This is a genomic window from Lysinibacillus sp. NPDC094403, assembly GCF_050278745.1.
In the GTDB taxonomy this organism is placed as follows: domain Bacteria; phylum Bacillota; class Bacilli; order Bacillales_A; family Planococcaceae; genus Lysinibacillus.
Genome location: NZ_JBNNTL010000020.1, coordinates 34,402 through 52,161, shown reverse-complemented (window position 1 = coordinate 52,161; position 17,760 = coordinate 34,402). Strand labels below are relative to the sequence as shown.

General features: G+C 38.2%; 13 protein-coding genes. 9 read left to right on the top strand and 4 right to left on the bottom strand.

The window, feature by feature from the left end:
* Window positions 1-12 precede the first annotated feature (12 nt).
* The 4 genes from ACQKMV_RS20685 (at window position 13) to ACQKMV_RS20670 (ending at window position 6,211) form a co-directional block, all read left to right on the top strand.
* On the top strand, window positions 13-906 hold the full coding sequence (locus ACQKMV_RS20685) for a DMT family transporter (protein WP_427506194.1): 894 nt from the start codon (window positions 13-15) through the stop codon (window positions 904-906).
* A 77-nt stretch (window positions 907-983) separates the two neighbouring features.
* Window positions 984-2,705, top strand: coding sequence for an ABC transporter ATP-binding protein (locus ACQKMV_RS20680; protein ID WP_427506192.1), 1,722 nt, complete (start codon window positions 984-986; stop codon window positions 2,703-2,705).
* The gene (locus ACQKMV_RS20675) at window positions 2,705-4,537 is read left to right on the top strand and encodes an ABC transporter ATP-binding protein (protein WP_427506191.1); all 1,833 of its coding nucleotides are present in this window, start codon (window positions 2,705-2,707) and stop codon (window positions 4,535-4,537) included. The genes ACQKMV_RS20680 and ACQKMV_RS20675 overlap by 1 nt, the downstream gene beginning before the upstream one ends.
* 807 nt (window positions 4,538-5,344) lie before the next feature.
* Window positions 5,345-6,211: a GNAT family N-acetyltransferase gene (locus ACQKMV_RS20670; RefSeq protein ID WP_427506189.1), complete on the top strand. Its 867-nt coding sequence runs from the start codon at window positions 5,345-5,347 to the stop codon at window positions 6,209-6,211.
* Window positions 6,212-6,272: 61 nt separating this feature from the next.
* Here the strand turns inward: ACQKMV_RS20670 and ACQKMV_RS20665 are convergent, their stop codons facing one another.
* On the bottom strand, window positions 6,273-6,851 hold the full coding sequence (locus tag ACQKMV_RS20665; RefSeq protein ID WP_427506188.1) for a TetR/AcrR family transcriptional regulator: 579 nt from the start codon (window positions 6,849-6,851) through the stop codon (window positions 6,273-6,275).
* Between the two features lie 151 nt (window positions 6,852-7,002).
* Here ACQKMV_RS20665 and ACQKMV_RS20660 point away from each other — a divergent pair, with 151 nt between their 5' ends.
* Together ACQKMV_RS20660 and ACQKMV_RS20655 are read left to right on the top strand one after the other, a co-directional pair.
* Entirely contained in the window at window positions 7,003-8,472 is a 1,470-nt protein-coding gene (locus ACQKMV_RS20660) for an MDR family MFS transporter (RefSeq protein WP_427506215.1), read from the top strand.
* 88 nt (window positions 8,473-8,560) lie between these two features.
* Complete coding sequence (locus ACQKMV_RS20655) at window positions 8,561-9,769, top strand: alpha/beta hydrolase fold domain-containing protein (RefSeq protein WP_427506187.1); 1,209 nt, start codon at window positions 8,561-8,563, stop codon at window positions 9,767-9,769.
* Between the two features lie 422 nt (window positions 9,770-10,191).
* On the opposite strand, the gene helD is transcribed toward ACQKMV_RS20655, so the two are convergent.
* Complete coding sequence (gene helD, locus ACQKMV_RS20650; protein ID WP_427506186.1) at window positions 10,192-12,429, bottom strand: RNA polymerase recycling motor HelD; 2,238 nt, start codon at window positions 12,427-12,429, stop codon at window positions 10,192-10,194.
* 191 nt (window positions 12,430-12,620) lie between these two features.
* Here helD and ACQKMV_RS20645 point away from each other — a divergent pair, with 191 nt between their 5' ends.
* Window positions 12,621-13,340: a glycerophosphodiester phosphodiesterase gene (locus ACQKMV_RS20645; protein ID WP_427506185.1), complete on the top strand. Its 720-nt coding sequence runs from the start codon at window positions 12,621-12,623 to the stop codon at window positions 13,338-13,340.
* A 527-nt stretch (window positions 13,341-13,867) separates the two neighbouring features.
* On the opposite strand, the gene ACQKMV_RS20640 is transcribed toward ACQKMV_RS20645, so the two are convergent.
* Window positions 13,868-14,890 carry a DUF2804 domain-containing protein gene (locus tag ACQKMV_RS20640; protein ID WP_427506183.1) on the bottom strand — a complete coding sequence of 341 codons (1,023 nt, stop codon included), beginning with the start codon at window positions 14,888-14,890 and terminating at the stop codon, window positions 13,868-13,870.
* A 182-nt stretch (window positions 14,891-15,072) separates the two neighbouring features.
* Between ACQKMV_RS20640 and ACQKMV_RS20635 the strand changes: the two genes are divergently transcribed.
* Together ACQKMV_RS20635 and ACQKMV_RS20630 are read left to right on the top strand one after the other, a co-directional pair.
* A complete protein-coding gene (locus tag ACQKMV_RS20635; protein WP_427506182.1) occupies window positions 15,073-15,567 on the top strand; it encodes an amidase domain-containing protein in 495 nt (164 codons plus the stop codon).
* Between the two features lie 98 nt (window positions 15,568-15,665).
* The gene (locus tag ACQKMV_RS20630) at window positions 15,666-16,238 is read left to right on the top strand and encodes a nitroreductase family protein (protein ID WP_427506181.1); all 573 of its coding nucleotides are present in this window, start codon (window positions 15,666-15,668) and stop codon (window positions 16,236-16,238) included.
* Window positions 16,239-16,283: 45 nt separating this feature from the next.
* Here ACQKMV_RS20630 and ACQKMV_RS20625 read toward each other — a convergent pair whose 3' ends face one another.
* Window positions 16,284-17,666, bottom strand: coding sequence for a dipeptidase (locus ACQKMV_RS20625; RefSeq protein ID WP_427506180.1), 1,383 nt, complete (start codon window positions 17,664-17,666; stop codon window positions 16,284-16,286).
* Window positions 17,667-17,760: the final 94 nt, after the last annotated feature.

Here is a 17,760-nt window from a genome sequence, read left to right as displayed (position 1 = left end):
AGAGAGAATTGTATGAACCGGATAAAAGGAATAGTATTTATCGTCTCTGGTGCGATGTTATGGGGAGCAACTGGACCTTTGATGGAGTGGTTACTCAACCATACGCCATTGACAGTCTCCTTTATGTTAACAGTTCGTTTATCGGTGGCGGGCATTTTATTACTTACATACTTATTGTTAACAGGAAAGGATATTTTCAGAATTTGGCAACAAAAACTATGGAGTAGACAACTCCTTGTGTTCGGAGTAGCAGGAATGTTGGGCGTTCAGTTTGCTTTCGTGGCGGCAATCAACGAAAGTAATGCTGTATTTGCTACCTTATTACAATTTCTAGCACCAATATTTGTTGTTGCTTATGTCTCTCTTAGTTTAAAGAAATGGCCACCAAAATATCAAGTGATAGGTATTATTGGCACGCTTTTAGGTCTTTTCCTCCTACTAACGAACGCTTCATTTGATGCTTTATTAGTTAGTAGAAAAGCCTTATTATGGGGAGTTGCTGTTGGTCTTACGTTTGCCTTCTACACGTTGTATCCTGCACGTTTGATGAAAGAATGGAGTGTACTACTTGTTGTCGGCTGGGGAATGCTTATAGGAGGATTTGCATTAGGAATTATTAGTCGTATTTGGCAGTCAAATCTGTGGTTAGTCTTCACAGATCTTAAGGTTACATGCTTTATGATTGCTTTAATATTCTTCGGAACTGTGGCTTTTGTGTTGTTTTTAAGCAGCATGAAATACATTACAGCAATTGAGACAAGTATTCTTTCTAGTATTGAACCGCTAACGGCAATGGTTATTTCTGTTATCGTGTTTGGTACATCGTTAGGTTTCTGGCAATTAGTTGGTGTGTTCGTTATGCTTGCTTGTGTAACATGGCTTTCTGTAGGTGGAGGAAAAGCATAAAAATACTATCTATATAGGAGTTAATCACTACGCTTGAATTTTATGGAACTCCTTTATTAAGAACGAGGGGGAAGAATATGAAAGAAATTTTTTCCTATGTAAAGCCTTATAAATGGACTGCATTTATTGCGTTATCTTTAATGCTGTTGGAATTGTTTGTGGAGCTCGCTCAGCCACTTATCATGGCTAAAATTATAGATGATGGAGTACAAGCTCAAAATCAAGGGATGATTTGGCAATGGGGAATAGTTTTACTTGTTTTATCCTTCGTAGCCTTTATAGCTGGTGTCGTTAATTCATATTTTTCGTCGCATACAGCACAGAGCTTTTCCTATGATTTACGAAATGCATTGTTTGAAAAAATACAATCCTTTACATTAGCTACTTATCAAAAATTTTCAACGGCTTCCCTTATTACAAGGTTAACGAATGATGTGACGCAAGTTCAGACGGTGCTGTTTATGAGTTTGCGTATAATGCTTCGTGCACCACTTGCCGTTGTTGGTAGTATTGTCATGGCTTTTATTGTAAATGCAAAACTAGCATTGTTTTTAATTTTTGGCGCACCGATTATTTTTATCTTTCTTATTTTTATGGTGACAAAAGGTGTGTCTTATTTTGGAGTTGTGCAAAAAAGAGTAGATCGTTTGAATCGAGTACTACAGGAAAGTTTACAGGCTATTCGATTAGTGAAGGCTTATTTACGAGGTGCATATGAATCCTCTCGTTTTGATGAAGTTGCCTCACGCTTAAAAATAGATACTGTAAAGGCTTTACGCACAATGGAGTATATTATGCCTGTATTGTTATTCATCATGAACATGAGTCTACTTGCAGTGCTGTGGTTTGGGACGAAACAAATAGCTTCCAATATAACACCACTAGGAGATGTTGTTGCCATTGTCAATTATGCAATGCGTATGACAGGCTCGTTTTCGATGTTTGCCTTTATTATTATTTTTTATGCGCGTGCAAAAGCCTCAGCAGAACGTATGTCAGAAGTTCTTTCAACTGAGAATGAGATTGAGCTTACATCGTCTTCAGAGAAAACATCGAATGGCTTGAATTTTGGAGAATTAGCTTTTGAGCATGTTAGCTTTACTTATCCTGGGGGAGAATCGCTTGTACTCTCCGATGTAAGCTTCCGAGTGAAATCTGGTGAAAAACTTTCCATTATGGGGGCAACAGGTTCAGGGAAATCAACGTTGTTACAGCTCATTCCTCGCTTCTATGATATTACAGAAGGCAAAATAGTAGTAGAGGGAAAAGATGTGCAGCAATGGGACTTACAAGAACTACGTGAAATCATCGGCTATGTTCCACAACAGTCCTTATTATTTACAGGAAGCATTGCTGATAATGTTCGTTGGGGCGATGCAGAGGCTGAAATGGATGCAGTGCTACAGGCTACAATGCAAGCGCAAATCCATGCTTCTGTGGAGGATTTCCCAAATGGTTACGAGACAAGAGTCGGTCAGAAGGGCGTTAATCTTTCAGGTGGTCAAAAACAAAGATTATCTATTGCAAGAGCGTTATTAAGAAAAGGGCATATATTAATGCTGGATGATAGTACAAGTGCACTTGATGTTAAAACGGAGCAGGCATTATGGGAGGCATTGAGTGAAGAACAAGCAACGATGCTGATAGTTACTCAAAAAATTCGGACAGCTAAAGGTGCAGATCGCATCTTACTCATTGATGCAGGAAAAGTGGTCGCATACGGGACGCATGAAGAGCTTTTACAAAACTCAGTGCTTTATAAAAAAATCGCAATCTCCCAACAGGAGGTAGAGGAATAATGGGATTTTTCCAAAAACCTTTTGGCTATGAGCCGATTTTGACGAAAGATGATGTGAAGCAAACTGTTAAGAAAAAGAAGGGACCTCGTGCGACAGATTGGCAAAGTACATTACTACGTTTATGGAAAATAGTTGATGAACAACGTGTACTACTAATTATTGTGCTATTACTTGTCTTGGCGAGTTCCATTTTTACTCTCCTTGGGCCGTATTTGATCGGCAAAATGATTGACATGTACGTAATGCATGGAGAGCTTACAGGGCTAGGTAATGGAATTATGTTGTTAATCGGCATTTATGCTCTATTAGCAGTATCATTATTTTTACAAAACTATTGGATGATTGGTATTGCTCAACAAACCATTTATAGATTACGAACGAGTGTATTTACCCATTTCCAAAGACTGCCGATTGCCTTTTTCGATCGTCGTCAGCATGGAGAATTAATGAGTAGAATGACGAATGATATTGAAGCAGTTAGCTCAACATTAAATAGCTCTTTTATCCAAGTGTTTTCTAGTGTATTAACGCTTACGGGAACAGTGATTATCATGCTAAGTTTAAGCCCTTTATTAACGGTAATAACGATGACGATTATACCAATTATGTTTTGGGCAATGCGTTGGGTCACACGGAGAACCGCACCATTATTTAAGGAACAGCAAGCAGCCATAGGAGCTCTGAATGGCATGATTGAAGAAACGATTTCGGGCCAGAGAATTGTGAAAGCTTTCTCACAAGAGGAACGCATGAAAGAGGAGTTTCGCGAAAAAAGTTTACGATTAAAAAGTACTGGCTTTTGGGCACAGACATACTCAGGATATATTCCAAAGGTCATGAACTTTTTAAATAATATGAGCTTTACAATTGTGGCTGGTATTGGCGGTGTTCTTGCTCTTTATGGTCATGTATCAATCGGAGTAATTGTAATTTTTACAGAATACGCAAGGCAATTTACACGACCGTTAAATGATTTGGCCAATCAATTTAATACCGTACTCTCAGCGATTGCTGGTGCTGAGCGAGTATTTGCTTTATTGGATGAACAGCCTGAAGAGGAAGCAGCTTCAGCGCAGAAGTACAAACTATTAGGACAAGTGAGCTTTCAACATGTGTATTTTAAATATGAGCAAGAAGCGGAAGCTTACACTTTGAAGGACATAAATTTTAATGTAGAACCCGGACAAACAGTAGCTCTTGTTGGAGCCACTGGAGCAGGCAAAACAACGATCTTGCAGCTTATTGCAAGATTTTATGAAGTATCAAAGGGTGAGGTTTTATTTGATGGTGTAAACGTTCAGCAAATAGAACGACAAGCATTGCGCTCACAAATGGCTTTTGTGTTACAGGATCCGTTTTTGTTTGAAGCATCTGTACTTGAAAATATTCGTTATGGTAGATTAGATGCTACTGATGAAGAGATAGAGGAAGCGGCAAAGCGTGCAAATGCACATGACTTTATCATCAAGCTAAAGGATGGCTATGAAACAGTACTTGCGGCAGATGGTAGTGGAATTTCGCAAGGTCAGAAGCAGTTATTGTCAATTGCACGGGCATTGATTGCCGACCCGAAAATTTTATTGTTAGATGAGGCGACAAGTAGTATTGATACCGTTACGGAGCTTGCGATTCAAGAGGCTCTTAATATGTTAATGCAGGGACGCACTAGCTTTGTTATCGCTCACCGTTTAAATACAGTGCACAATGCCGATCTTGTGCTTGTTATGCACAAAGGTGAATTAGTCGAAGCAGGCACCCAGCAAAAATTAATGGAATCCGGTGGCATCTATGCGCAGATGTTACAATCTTCATCCCATCATCTTGATGAGTAGGGTGGAAAGCAGTAAACTCTATAATATTAAAGATAAGCAAATGTACATTACTAAATTTAACTTCTTTCAGCGAGTGTCCAAACAACTGCTGAAAGAAGTTAGCTTCCGGCCGATTCCGGACGCAATTATGCAGAGGCATAATTGATTATTAGTAGTGTACATTTTTATTTTGTCTTTCGTCTAAATACTAAATTGGTACAAAAGATATTTTTAGCTGCCGCTTAGCTTTCGCTACAAAAAACATTTGTAACTGCCGTTTCACTTACGTTACATAAAACATTTGCTTAAAGAAGTTAAATTATTTGACTTTACAAAAAATTTGAATGTAATTCGTTTACAAAAGTAGTATAATTATGGTTAAATATTGGAAGTTGTAAGTGACATATGATATATATTGATTTCGTCCGTCGGTTAGATTGGAATAATAGAATCAACTTCAAGTTGAGATTCCGAGAATGAGTATAGGAGAGAAATGATAATACGTTTGTTGTCCAGCATCTTTTTGCTTCTTATTGCTCATCGTATATCATCTAAAAATCCTAAAGTTATGGTGAGGGGAAATGAAGAATTGAAATATCTGAATATTTCAAAAATGTGATTGGTAAGCGTATAGTATGGTGATTTTCTACCTATTGATTCTAGTAATTTTCAGTCATTATAACTACCAATAGTCATATAAAACCTTTAAATTTCACTATATTTGAGGTAAAATTGTTAATAATTAGAAGCGACTAGTATAATTTGTTGCCAGCTTATTTTCTTTCTTGCTACAATAGGCAATAGTCTTATATAAGAACGGGGTAAATGATGAATATTTCAGTGATGACAGTGTCTTTTCCGTTAGATGGAGAAACATTAAATGAATTAAAATTATTGTGTGAAGAAGCGACCACACATGATTATCGTGTATATGAAACTGTTATGGGTTTGCCCATGGCAAGTTCCTTTGAATCGAAGGGCTTTATGGTACTTGCTTATGAAGATGACAAAGATGTATTAGTTGGTGCAGCTAGTGCAATAGATTTAATGGGCCTTCATACATATGAATGGTCTTTAGTTGTAACACCTACGTACCGTCAAAAGGGAATTGGAACCGCTTTAATAGATGCTTTACAGACCGGACTCAAAGAGCGTGGGGCAGAAGGTCAATTGGCGGTAGTGATAGATGGATCACCTTTCGGACACACATTTATTGAAAAGAAGGGCTTTACATATAGCTTTTCAGAGGCCACTTTAGAAACAAGAGCAGAGTCAGTAGAGTTAAAGAATGATATTGAAATCATTCCTTATGCAGGTGAACAGACAGAGCTAATTGCCATCTATAGTGCAGCGTTTGGAGACCTACCTGAAGAGTCTGAGGAGCTAATCGCTTTTAATACGTCAACGAACGGAAGAAAGCTGTGGATAGCGCGTAAAGATGGAGAAATTGTTGGAACAGTGGCGACTGCCCTGGAAAACGAAATTCAATGGGTAACAGCATTGGCAGTCCACCCAATTTATGAGGGGCAAGGGATAGGTACTGCGATGCTTTCATTCTCTAAAGATTATGCGAGCAAAATTGGAGCGAAAATCGTCATGCTGGATGTAGAAATTGACAATAGAAAGGCGCTTTCTGTTTATGAGAAGGCAGGCTTTATGAAGGCTCAGCAAATAGACTATTATGTAAAACAATAAGTGAAGGGTGAGGAGTGATATGTTATCATTCCTCACTTATTCTATTCCGCCAAAAACCTCTCTAACTATTCCCTTTCAAATTGAAAATATCTTGATTGATCATTGCATGAAAGTAGCTATCCATTTCCTTTGCTGAAACATCTTTTCTATTTTGTAACCACCATGCACTTAACGTTGTAAATACACCTGAGTGGAATTCGATAATCAACTCTAATGGTATCGTATGATTTTTACAAATTCGTTGTAATTCTTCATTCTCTTGTTTCTTCATTTCACGAGTTTGATAGGTCATAAAGTTGAGAAATTGTTCATCATCCATTTGCGACTCTAATATTTTACCAATCTCTTTATGACGTAAGAATTGTTCTATCACTTGAAATGGCTTCGTTAATCGATCTAAAAGTGGTACTGTTAATGCCTCTTCTTGATTTTGTCTAAATCCAAATGCCAATAATGAATTTTTATCCTCAAAATGTTGATAAAAAGTTGTTCGATGAACCATCGCACGATCACAAATTTGGTTGATAGTAATGGTACTATATTTCTGTTTTGATTGCGTCATTAATTCAAATAAAGATTCCCACAATAATTTATGTGTACGTCTAATACGCAAATCTAATTGCCTCTCCGTAGTTTTCATCTACACTTCTCCTAATCTGTATATTAAATATACAACTATAATAAATTGAATCTGCCTTTTTAATCTACACATGTATATTATATTACATGTGATCTTTTATATACATTTGTATAAATAGTGAAGACAGCAGGAGGAAAATTAATAAATGAATATGACGACCACGAATTCTACAAGTAGCAAAGTTGATCTTTCTAATATTAGACATAAACCAATAATAATCGCATTAATTTTAGGTGCAATGGTCGCGCTTTTAAACGAAACATTACTTGGTAATGCTTTAACCGTACTAATGAGAGAGTTTGATGTAACAGCTTCAACCATTCAATGGCTTTCTACAGCTTACATGTTAGTTGTGGGGGTTTTAGTACCGATAACAGCATTACTTCAACAATGGCTCACAACAAGACAAATGTTCTTAACCGCCATGATAACATTTTTAGTCGGTACATTGATCGCCGGCGTAGCGCCGACATTTACATTTTTATTAATAGGCCGTATTGTCCAAGCAATCGCCACTGGATTAATTTCGCCATTACTAATGAATACAATTTTAATAATTTGTCCACCTGAAAAACGTGGTGCCACAATGGGCTTAATAGCACTTGTTATGATGTCTGCTCCAGCAATTGGCCCGACATTATCTGGAGTCATTGTTGATTCCCTTGGCTGGCGCTGGTTATTCTACCTTGTTATACCTATTGCCATCATTTCGATTTTAATTGGAATGAAGTATCTTCAGAATGTCTCTGAGTTAACACGACCAAAAGTGGATTATTTATCAATTCTTTTATCAACATTAGGTTTCGGTGGAATTGTGTATAGCTTTAGTTCTTCAGGTGAGTTAGGATGGTCAGATGCTAAAGTTTATTACTCTTTAATTATCGGGGTTATATCGTTATTAATTTTTGTTATTCGTCAATTAAAAATTGATAATCCAATTTTAGAACTACGTGCCTTTAAATTTCCAATGTTTACTTTATCAGTTGGGTTAATATTCATCGTCATGATGTCCCTGTTCTCAACGATGACATTATTACCGATGTTTTTACAAATGGTTTTACTTGTTACAGCCTTTAAATCAGGGCTAATCATGCTACCAGGAAGTATTATTAGCGGCATCATGGGACCGGTTGCAGGTAAATTATTTGATAAATTAAATCCAAAGATTATTATCATCCCAGGCATTGGACTAGTAGCTGTTGCAATGTGGCTATTCAGTGGTATTAACTCAGAAACAACATTAACACAAATTATTTTGATGCACAGCGTATTAATGGTTGGACTCATGTTTGTAATGACAGTACAAACATACGGATTAAATCAATTGACACCAGAGCTTTATCCACACGGTACAGCGATCTTTAATACGTTATCGCAAGTAGCCGGCGCAATTGGAACAGCTATTTTTATATCTAAAATGACAACAGGTACAAATAAATATATGGAAAACTCGGTAAATCCAATGGATCCAGTTGAACAATTAAATGGTTTAACATCTGGTTTCCAAGGGGCATTTACGCTTGGGTTAATCTTTATAGGTGTCGCTTTCGTTGTATCGTTTTTCTTAAAAGGACAAAAAAAGAAAGCAACAACCACTCAGCTCTTACGCAATGAAAATTAGAAGAGCCTAAATTTTGTATTGTAATTTAATATGGCTAATAACCATAAGTTATGGCGATGGGTCTTTTAATATGGAGGGATATGAAAAAATGGATATGGGACAACTAAAACAACTAACCTCATGGCGTCCTAGAGGGTTTATTCAATGGTTACTGACGGTTCTTGCAGTAGTTACATTTTCCTTTATTTTTATTCTGACATACTATATTTGGAATCCAGTCGGCCTTCCGAACATAATGAGTCTCCTTGGAGCGATTGCATTGGTAATGCCTACGTTTTTATTAAGTATAAATGTTGTGGTATTAATTTTATTAGGGTTAGCTGTCTGGAAGAAAGCTTTAATAGCTTGGTCAATCTTGATTCCTTTAGTTTTACTATTAAGTTTTCTAACCGTAGAGCCAATCATTAAAATGTTAAATTATGCTAAAAATGAAAATGTTTCCATATCCCTTAGTTCTCATTTTTTCGGTAAAACAGAAATAACATCAAAATTCACACAGGACGTCGTATATGGAACAACTCCTGATGGCGTGGAATTAAAGCTTGATGTGTGGCCAGCTCATGGAGATTCAAAAGAATCTCTTCATCCTGCTGTTGTAAAAGTGCATGGGGGCGGATGGGTTTCGGGGAATAGAGGGAATACTCCTAATTGGAATCAATGGTTAAGTGAATTAGGATATACTGTGTTTGATGTAGAGTATCGCATGCCTCCTCATGCAGGATGGAAAGATGAAGTAGCTGATGTAAAATCAGCAATAGGGTGGATAGCAGAACATGCGGATGCTTACAACATTGATCCCGAAAAAATAAACTTAATGGGAGATTCAGCAGGTGGGAATCTAGCAATGCTAGCTGCCTATAGTATGGGAGATATAAAATTACCTCCTTCAACCAATGTGCCTTCCGTACATGTTAATTCTGTGATTAACCTATATGGACCGGTAGATATGACAGAGTTTTATAAGAACGATCCTAGCCCTGACTACGTGCAGAGTGTTATGGAACAATATATAGGGGGTACACCTTCACAATTCCCGGATCGTTATAAGATACTTTCTCCAATCAGTTACATTCAGGAAAACACCCCTCCTACTATTACACTTTTAGGAACAAGTGATCGAATTGTTCCAGAAGAACAGGCTGAAATTTTGAATAGAAAACTAAAAGAAAATAACGTTCCCCATGAACTTTATCTTCTACCAAGAGCAGATCATGTTTTTGATGCAGTACCAGATAGTTTGAGTGCTCAATTTGCTTATGAAAAAGTAAAAGCCTTTCTTCAAAAGAATAATAAATAAACATAAAGAAGCGTCATTCAAAGGTATGTATTAAATATGATTCTCCTTAGCGGGGGAATGTCATTTTTTCTTTCTCATAAAATGAGTAGACAAATGTGTCTGCTCTTTTTTATTTTTTGTTCGGGGGTCGCCGGTAGGAGATGGGGCATGAACGTATCTATATTGGTAAGCTATTCTTTTTATCATAAATTTGTAACTATCTTCATATAGTATTAGTAAGCCTATGAAAGGAGTCGTTATCATGCGCATGCCGGCACTACCTAAAAAGAAGTCTCCTCCAAGGGAAGCACCAAGGTCATGGTGGAAAGTTGTGAAAGCGTATTTATCCAGAGGGAGGTTTTACCGTTTACCGCCTCGGAATCGATAAATGAGCATTGAATGTTCGATGCTAAAAAAAGTCGCTTTAAAAGCGACTTTTTTATTTACACCTGTTCATTCTCTAATAGAAATGTATTTTTTGTTGGACCAATTAAATAAAGCTCATGCATTGCTCGAGTGAGCGCCACATAAAGTAGCTTGCGATCAATCTTCGTATCGTAGAAAGGTGTATCGAAGGCAGCTACGATAACAGCATCAAATTCAAGGCCCTTTGCTAAATGGCTCGGAACAACAAGTAATAATTCCTGATTGATGGATTCATTTTCAGTTAGGAGTTGAGAAGCAATTTTATTGTCTTTTAATGCTTGCTGCATTGTAATTGCCTCTGCAGTTGTTTTACAAATTAAAGCAATGGAATGATGTCCATTGGCTCGAATGGCTTCAAAAATTCTTTTAATTTGCTGGGCATCAAATGATTGAGCCTGTATATAGGTTGGTACATTGCCATGACGAACAACTGGCTCTACTAATGGAAGCTGTTCATCCATTTGTGCTAAAACCTTGTTAGCAACCTCCATAATTTCAATTGTTGTTCGATAGCTTTTTTGAAGGGTTCTAAAACTTGCTCGCGGAAAAAGATTTTGAACAGGCTCCCAGGCAGTAAGAGAACGATAGCTGTGAATTCCTTGTGCTAAATCGCCGACCATCGTAAACATATCTGTTTCAAGCCCTGTTTTTAAAGCAGCAAGCTGAAATAAACTATAGTCCTGTACTTCATCGATAAAAACAACTCGCATTTTCCATTCATCTGGAATGCCTTTTATACGAGCTTGTAAATAATAAAGTGCAGCCAAATCTTCAAGCACCCATTGTTCTTTAGCATGAGCCTGTAAAAATTGCTGTTGCTCAATGTAATGCCATTCTGGAGCAAGCTCTGCTAAAAGTTCAGCATTTGTTAGAAGCGTACGATAGAGAGTCTTGATGTTATGTTTAGTAAAGCGTCGCATATAAACAGTTGCTGTTGATTTTGCCTCTTTTTCAATGGCAGGAATGCGTTCATCACGTTCATCAATAAACTTAGTGACAACACGACGACGTTTGTCATCATCACGAAATCCATCAAGTGCTTTGCCAAGTGCTTCATCATATTTTTTATGAAGCGTATTTAAAATAGCTTGTTTCTTTTGACGGGCATGGCTTGCTAGCACTTTTTTTATATGTGCCAGTCGTTTTTCAATCGGCATATAAGAAAATTCATATAAAAATAGCTTCTTTAAATGGGAGGCACGCATAATGCAATATTTTTCAATGAAAACATCCTCAAATTGGTTGGCAATTTCCTGCTCAATCTTTTGAACGTATCGTTCTATTACATCACGGTAATAAAGAGAGCCTTTCATTTCGGATATCCATGAAGCTGCCTGTTGGGGTTCACCTGCAACAAGAGATTCTAACTGCTCATTAGGGTTTTGAAGTTTCAGCTTTAGCTTAGTTGCAGCTAGAACGTAATCGGTAAAGGTTGTTTGACAAATTTTATCGACGCCAAGCTCTGGTAAAACATCACCAATATAATCGATAAATAACTTATTCGGTGCTAAAATCATGAGCTGCTCAGGGTTAAAATGCTCGCCCATTGTGTAGAGGAAGTAAGATATTCGGTGTAGGGCAATGGTAGTTTTTCCGCTACCAGCAGCACCCTGTACGATAATAGGCTGGCGAAGATGTGCTCGTATAATTTCGTTTTGCTCCTTTTGGATGGTGGAGACGATTTCTGTCAAGCGCACATCTGCTTTTCCAGCTAACGCTTCTTGCAGTAATTCATCGTTTGTTGTTAAATCAATATCCCGTATATCAAGCAATTCACCATCTTTGATTTTATATTGTCGCTTGGCAAATAGGTGTCCCTTATGGATTTCTCCACGAACATCATATTCCATATCTCCAAGGCGACCATCATAATAGACGTTTGCTACCGGTGAACGCCAATCGACTATAATAGGTTCATGGGTTTCTCGATGAAACAAAGAAGTCTTGCCGATATAAAGAAATTCTTCAGGATCTCCTTTCTTTTGAAAATGAATTCGGGCAAAGTAAGGCTTTTTTTGAATAGCCTCTAAGCCTTCCTTTTGGTTTCGAGCCATTTCAAAGAAACGAGCATTTGCTAAAATATTAATATAGCCCAAACTTGAATCTAAATAATCAAGATCTGCCATCGACTTACGAATATTCTCCTGAGCAGATTGCAAACCTCTTTGAGATTCATTTAAAATTTGCTGCATGTAATTTTTGGTGTAAGTTAACCATTCCACTTCAGCCTGAAAATCTGGATGTTGTGCAGTCATTTTTTAGCACCTCCTAAGTACTTACAACTTTAAGTAGATTCTCATACTACTATATATAATATTTACCATCAAGTGAAATTGTAATAGGCTTATTTGTGGAGTTAAGTTAAATTAAATGTAGAAATTCGTTCCACCAACTGACTTGTTCAAGTTTTTTTACTAATGGTGAGCGAACTAGGAGGTTATCGAATTTGGATATTTTTGCACATAGAGGCGTTTCGGCACATTACCCTGAAAATACTATGGCTGCTTTTGTGGCTGCATCAAGGCTTCCGATTACAGGGATTGAACTAGATGTTCATTTAACAGCAGATAGGGAGTTAGTCGTTATTCATGATGAAACGATCAATCGCACATCTAACGGCTCTGGCTTCGTAAAGGATTATACGCTACAAGAGCTTCGTGCATATGATTACGGTTCATGGTTTTCTTCTAAATTTGAGGATGAAAGCATTCCAACCCTAGGAGACATTTTAGAGCTATTTGCAGGCACGAATCATCGTATTAATATTGAGCTCAAAACCGATGTATTTCCATACGATGGGATAGAAGCACTTGTTATTAGGGAGGTTGCTGCATATCAAATGACAGAGAGAGTGATAATTTCCTCCTTTAATCATGAATCTATTCAGATCGTCTCACAAAGGGCGCCATATATTGAAAAAGCGGCGCTGTTTGCGGAAATTTTAGTCGGTTTTAACGACTATACAGCTCAAATTCCGGCAGATGCTATACATGTCAGCCTACCTACAGCATTTCGGAGATCCATTCAAGAAGCTCTTAATGAAGGAGCAACTGTCCGTGTGTATACAGTTAATGATGTCGAGCACGCGAAGCAATTACAACAGCTCGGTGTACAGGCAATATTTACAGACGACCCGGAAAAGATAGTATCTGGATTGGCAGAATAGAATAGTCAAAGTGACGGAAAGAAGAGCCAAGGCGACGGATAGAAACCAGAGCGACGGAAAGAAGAGCCGAGGCGACGGATTGAATAGTCAAAGCGACGGAAAGAAGAGCCGAGGCGACGGATAGGATTCAAAGCGACGGAAAGAAGAGCCGAAGCGACGGATAGAATAGCCAAAGCGACGGAAAGAAGAGCCGAGGCGACGGATAGAAATCAAAGCGACGGAAAGAAGAGCCAAAGTGACGGATAGAATCGTCAAAGCGACGGAAAGAAGAGCCAAGGCGACGGAAAGAAATCAAAGCGACGGAAAGAAGAGCCGAAGCGACGGATTGAATAGTCAAAGCGACGGAAAGAAGAGCCGAGGCGACGGATAGAAATCAAAGCGACGGATAGCCCCGTCAAAGTCGTGGATAACCCCGCCAAAGGAACGGATAGGCATAGGCTTTTTCGGATTTAACGCGCTGAGAATGTGCGAATGTCAGTGCGTTAAATCCTAGTATGAGAAGAATATAGCAATTAAAGTTTCTGTTGCTACCATTTTACGCGGTTTTCTTCGATACTGCCTAGCATTTGTTTGATTACAAGTGTTTCGCCATTGTCTAGTAGTACGGAGCCGTCGTAATAGCCAAACATTTGATGTACTTCAGATTTTATGAGACCAGCTTTTGTTACGGATACACGCTCGAAGATTGGGGAGAATGTTAATGTAACTTGGTTAGTGAATTTAGTCTTAATTTTCCACCGTTGCATTAAATCCTCTTGATTATAATTGAACAGTACATCCTCATGTATTTTTGTCATTTTACCTTCAACGAAAACAGCATTTTCGGTCATTCCCGTTCCGTCTGTCCATTTACCACCTAAATTGAGTCCGATTCGTCTACCTCGAACTCGTTGTGAGGCCATTCCCCAGTTCCATGTGGATGTGCGAGGCCAAACGCCACGACTGTATTCTAGTACAGCGAAGTTTTCCTCAGGTGAAAATGTAAAATGGCGAGTACCAATTGTTACAACTCCGGAAGTAGGAAGTATATGATGCTTACCTGTAAATTGGAATGTTTTACGGTTCCAAGGAATGACTACATTCAATGACTCATCTGTAGGTGGATGCTGAATGACAAGCTTTGCACGTAAAGCATCTCCGTCAAAGTCAGGGATTGAAACTGATAGATGCGTTTCATTTTGCATATATGTCATATCAATCATCATTTCACTATTTTTGAAGGATACCGAATCTAGAACCTGTGTAGGCATTTTTAACTTTCCGCCCAATGGAATTGTAATTGTTTTTTCAAAGTAGCGCTGTGTTTCATATTCAAGGAAATAGACGAAGCAGACCGCTGCGTAGTCTAGATGGCTAATAGTAGCAGAGAAGATGATCTCATCACCGTAGACACACCAATAATTCCATTTCTTTTTGCGCATGATATGGCCACTTAAATTGCTGTTTATGAGAGGTTTACGTGCAAATCCGATGGCAGCTGGATTTAAATTACCTTTTTTATCGCATAAAAGAGTAGGTTGTATAATTTCTTTCTCAGCATGCTGCTTCACATTCAACATCCCTTCTGATTCAAAAAATAAAAATCTATAATCCTTACCCTTATTGTAGCAAAAACTATCTTAAAATTGGCAAAGATGGTACCAATTAAGACCACTTTCGTCATTTTTATGAATAAGGACCTAGCTAATAGAAATAACCCTTTATACATATGTTTAACATAAGGAGGGGAAGCGTGGCAAAAATGTATAACAGACAGGCCGCTGTACAGTATGCGAACTTGTGGTGGAACAGGCGTAATCCAGCATTTCCGAATTTTACTGTTGATTGTACGAACTATATATCTCAATGTTTATTTGCCGGAGGAGCACCAATGCGGGGTGCTCCAAACAGAGGGAAAGGTTGGTGGGTTCAACATGGAAATTGGAGTTTTAGCTGGTCTGTTGCACATTCCCTTAGATGGTATTTGGAAGGCTCTACAATTGGGTTGAAGGGTAGGCGTGTACAATCTGCTGAAGAATTAGAACTAGGAGATCTCATTTTTTATGATTTCCAAGGGGATGGGAGAATTGACCATTCCGTAATTGTGACAAGTATTCAAAATGGAATTCCATATGTCAATGCACATACTTCAGATAGTATTAATCGACCATATTTTTATGAAGATTCAACGGCCTATACGCCAAGCATGACTTATTATTTCATTCATATTGAGGATAGTTTTGCTTAAGTTGATAGCAGTGTTAAAGCTCATCAATTTGTGATAATGTGAAGGATAGAAGATATCATTTTTAATTATTGTAATGTTATAGAAGGAGATAAGAGTATATGAGCGAACAATATTTGTCTGTTAGGGATGCGATTATTAAGCGTCGTTCTATTAAAAAATTTAATGGCCAGCCGGTGGATCGTGAAGATTTAATGGCCATTATTGACGATGCAGTATGGGCACCGAATCATGGAAATCGTGAGCCTTGGCGTTTAGTAGTTGCTTGCGGTAAGGAGTTATCTGCTCTTCATGATTTATTGCGTGATCTAGCGATACCGAAATGGCAGGAGCTTTCAAGTGAAGATTTAGCGAAGCAAATGACGAAGTTTACATTACCAGGTGGCTATGCTTTTGTGATCGTTCCAGAGGATGCACGCCAAAAAGAGCGATTAGAAGATTACGCAGCGGCAAGTATTTGTATTCAAAACATTCAATTGCTAGCTTGGGATAAAGGAATCGGTTCATGCTGGAAAACACCTGCGTTCCTAGATAACCCAAAATTCCGTGAAGCCTTAAAGGTTCAGCCGGGTGAGCGCGTGATTGCGATGCTACAAGTTGGCTATTTTGATGAAGTGCCAAAAGGGAAAGAACGTAAAACATCAGCAGATATTGTTACGATTTTTGGAGAATAGCAAAAACAAGATCCCCTCGTTATAATAACGAAGGGATCTGTTGTTTTACTTTTGTAATTCAGCTACTTCAAATAAATAATCACTTAAAACACGTAGTCCTTTATCGAAGTTTTCTAAATGGAAGTGTTCATTTGGTGCATGGAAGTTTTCGCTTGATAAGCCAAAGCCCATTAGCACCACTGGTAACTCTAAAATTTCATCAAAGGCAGCCACGATAGGGATTGATCCTCCTCCACGTGTGTAAGCAGTTGGTACATTATATACTTTTTCGTATGAGCGACCAGCAGCTTGGATAAATGGATGATCAAACGGTGTTAAGAATGGACGCCCTTTATCGAATTCAGAGATTGTCACTTCAACGCCTGTTGGCTTATGTTTTTCAATGTGTGCTTTTAAAAGTGCAACAATTTCATCTGGCTCTTGATTTGGCACAAGACGGCATGTGATTTTTGCGCCAGCCTCAGCAGGAAGCACTGTTTTAATGCCTTCGCCAGAGAAGCCGCCAAACACACCATTGACCTCTAAAGTTGGGCGAGCCCAAGTACGTTCTAAATAGGAATAACCAGCTTCACCGAATAATTCCTTCACGCCAACTTCATCCTTCACTGATTCTTCATCGAAGCCAAGTGCACGGTAAGCTTCGCGTTCCTCCTCAGATAATGGTAGAACTTTATCGTAGAAGCCCTCAACTTGAATTGTGCCATGCTCATCGCGGAAGGATGCTAAAATGTCAGCTAATGCATGAATAGCATTTTGTACACCGCCACCGTAAAGACCAGAGTGAAGGTCTCCTTTTGCACCACGAACATCAATTTGAATACCAGTTAAGCCACGTAGTCCATAGCATACAGCAGGCTTACCAGGACCGTATAGACCAGTATCAGAAATCAAAATTAAGTCAGCAGCTAGTTTCTCTTTATGTTCTTCAACATAGGCAGGAAGGTTAGGACTGCCAATCTCCTCTTCACCTTCATAGATGAATTTCACGTTCACTGGTAAAGTACCAGTTGTCGCAAATAATGCTTCAATCATTTTTAAGTGCATAAACACTTGTCCTTTATCGTCACTTGCACCACGAGCAAACAATTTATTGTCACGAATCGTAGGATTAAATGGCTCGGATTCCCATAAATTTAATGGATCAACAGGTTGTACATCATAATGACCGTAAAATAGAATAGTAGGTTTACCCTCTGCATGTAACCAATCAGCATAAACAACAGGGTGACCTGCAGTTTGCGTAATAGAGATGTTTTCAAGATTTAAATTTTTAAAAGCATTCGCAAGCCATTCAGCGGCATTTTGAATATCTCCTTTATGCTCTGATAAAGAACTAATACTTGGAATACGTAAAAATTCATTTAATTCATTTAAGTGTGCATCGCGATGTTCTGTAAAATACGCATCTAATTGCTGTAAATTTGTCATCTAGCATCCCTCGTTTCAAATATTTCGATAATGGAAATAGTATAGCATAATGTGGTTGGGGAATCTTGTTATAGCAATGGTTTTGGAGATTTTT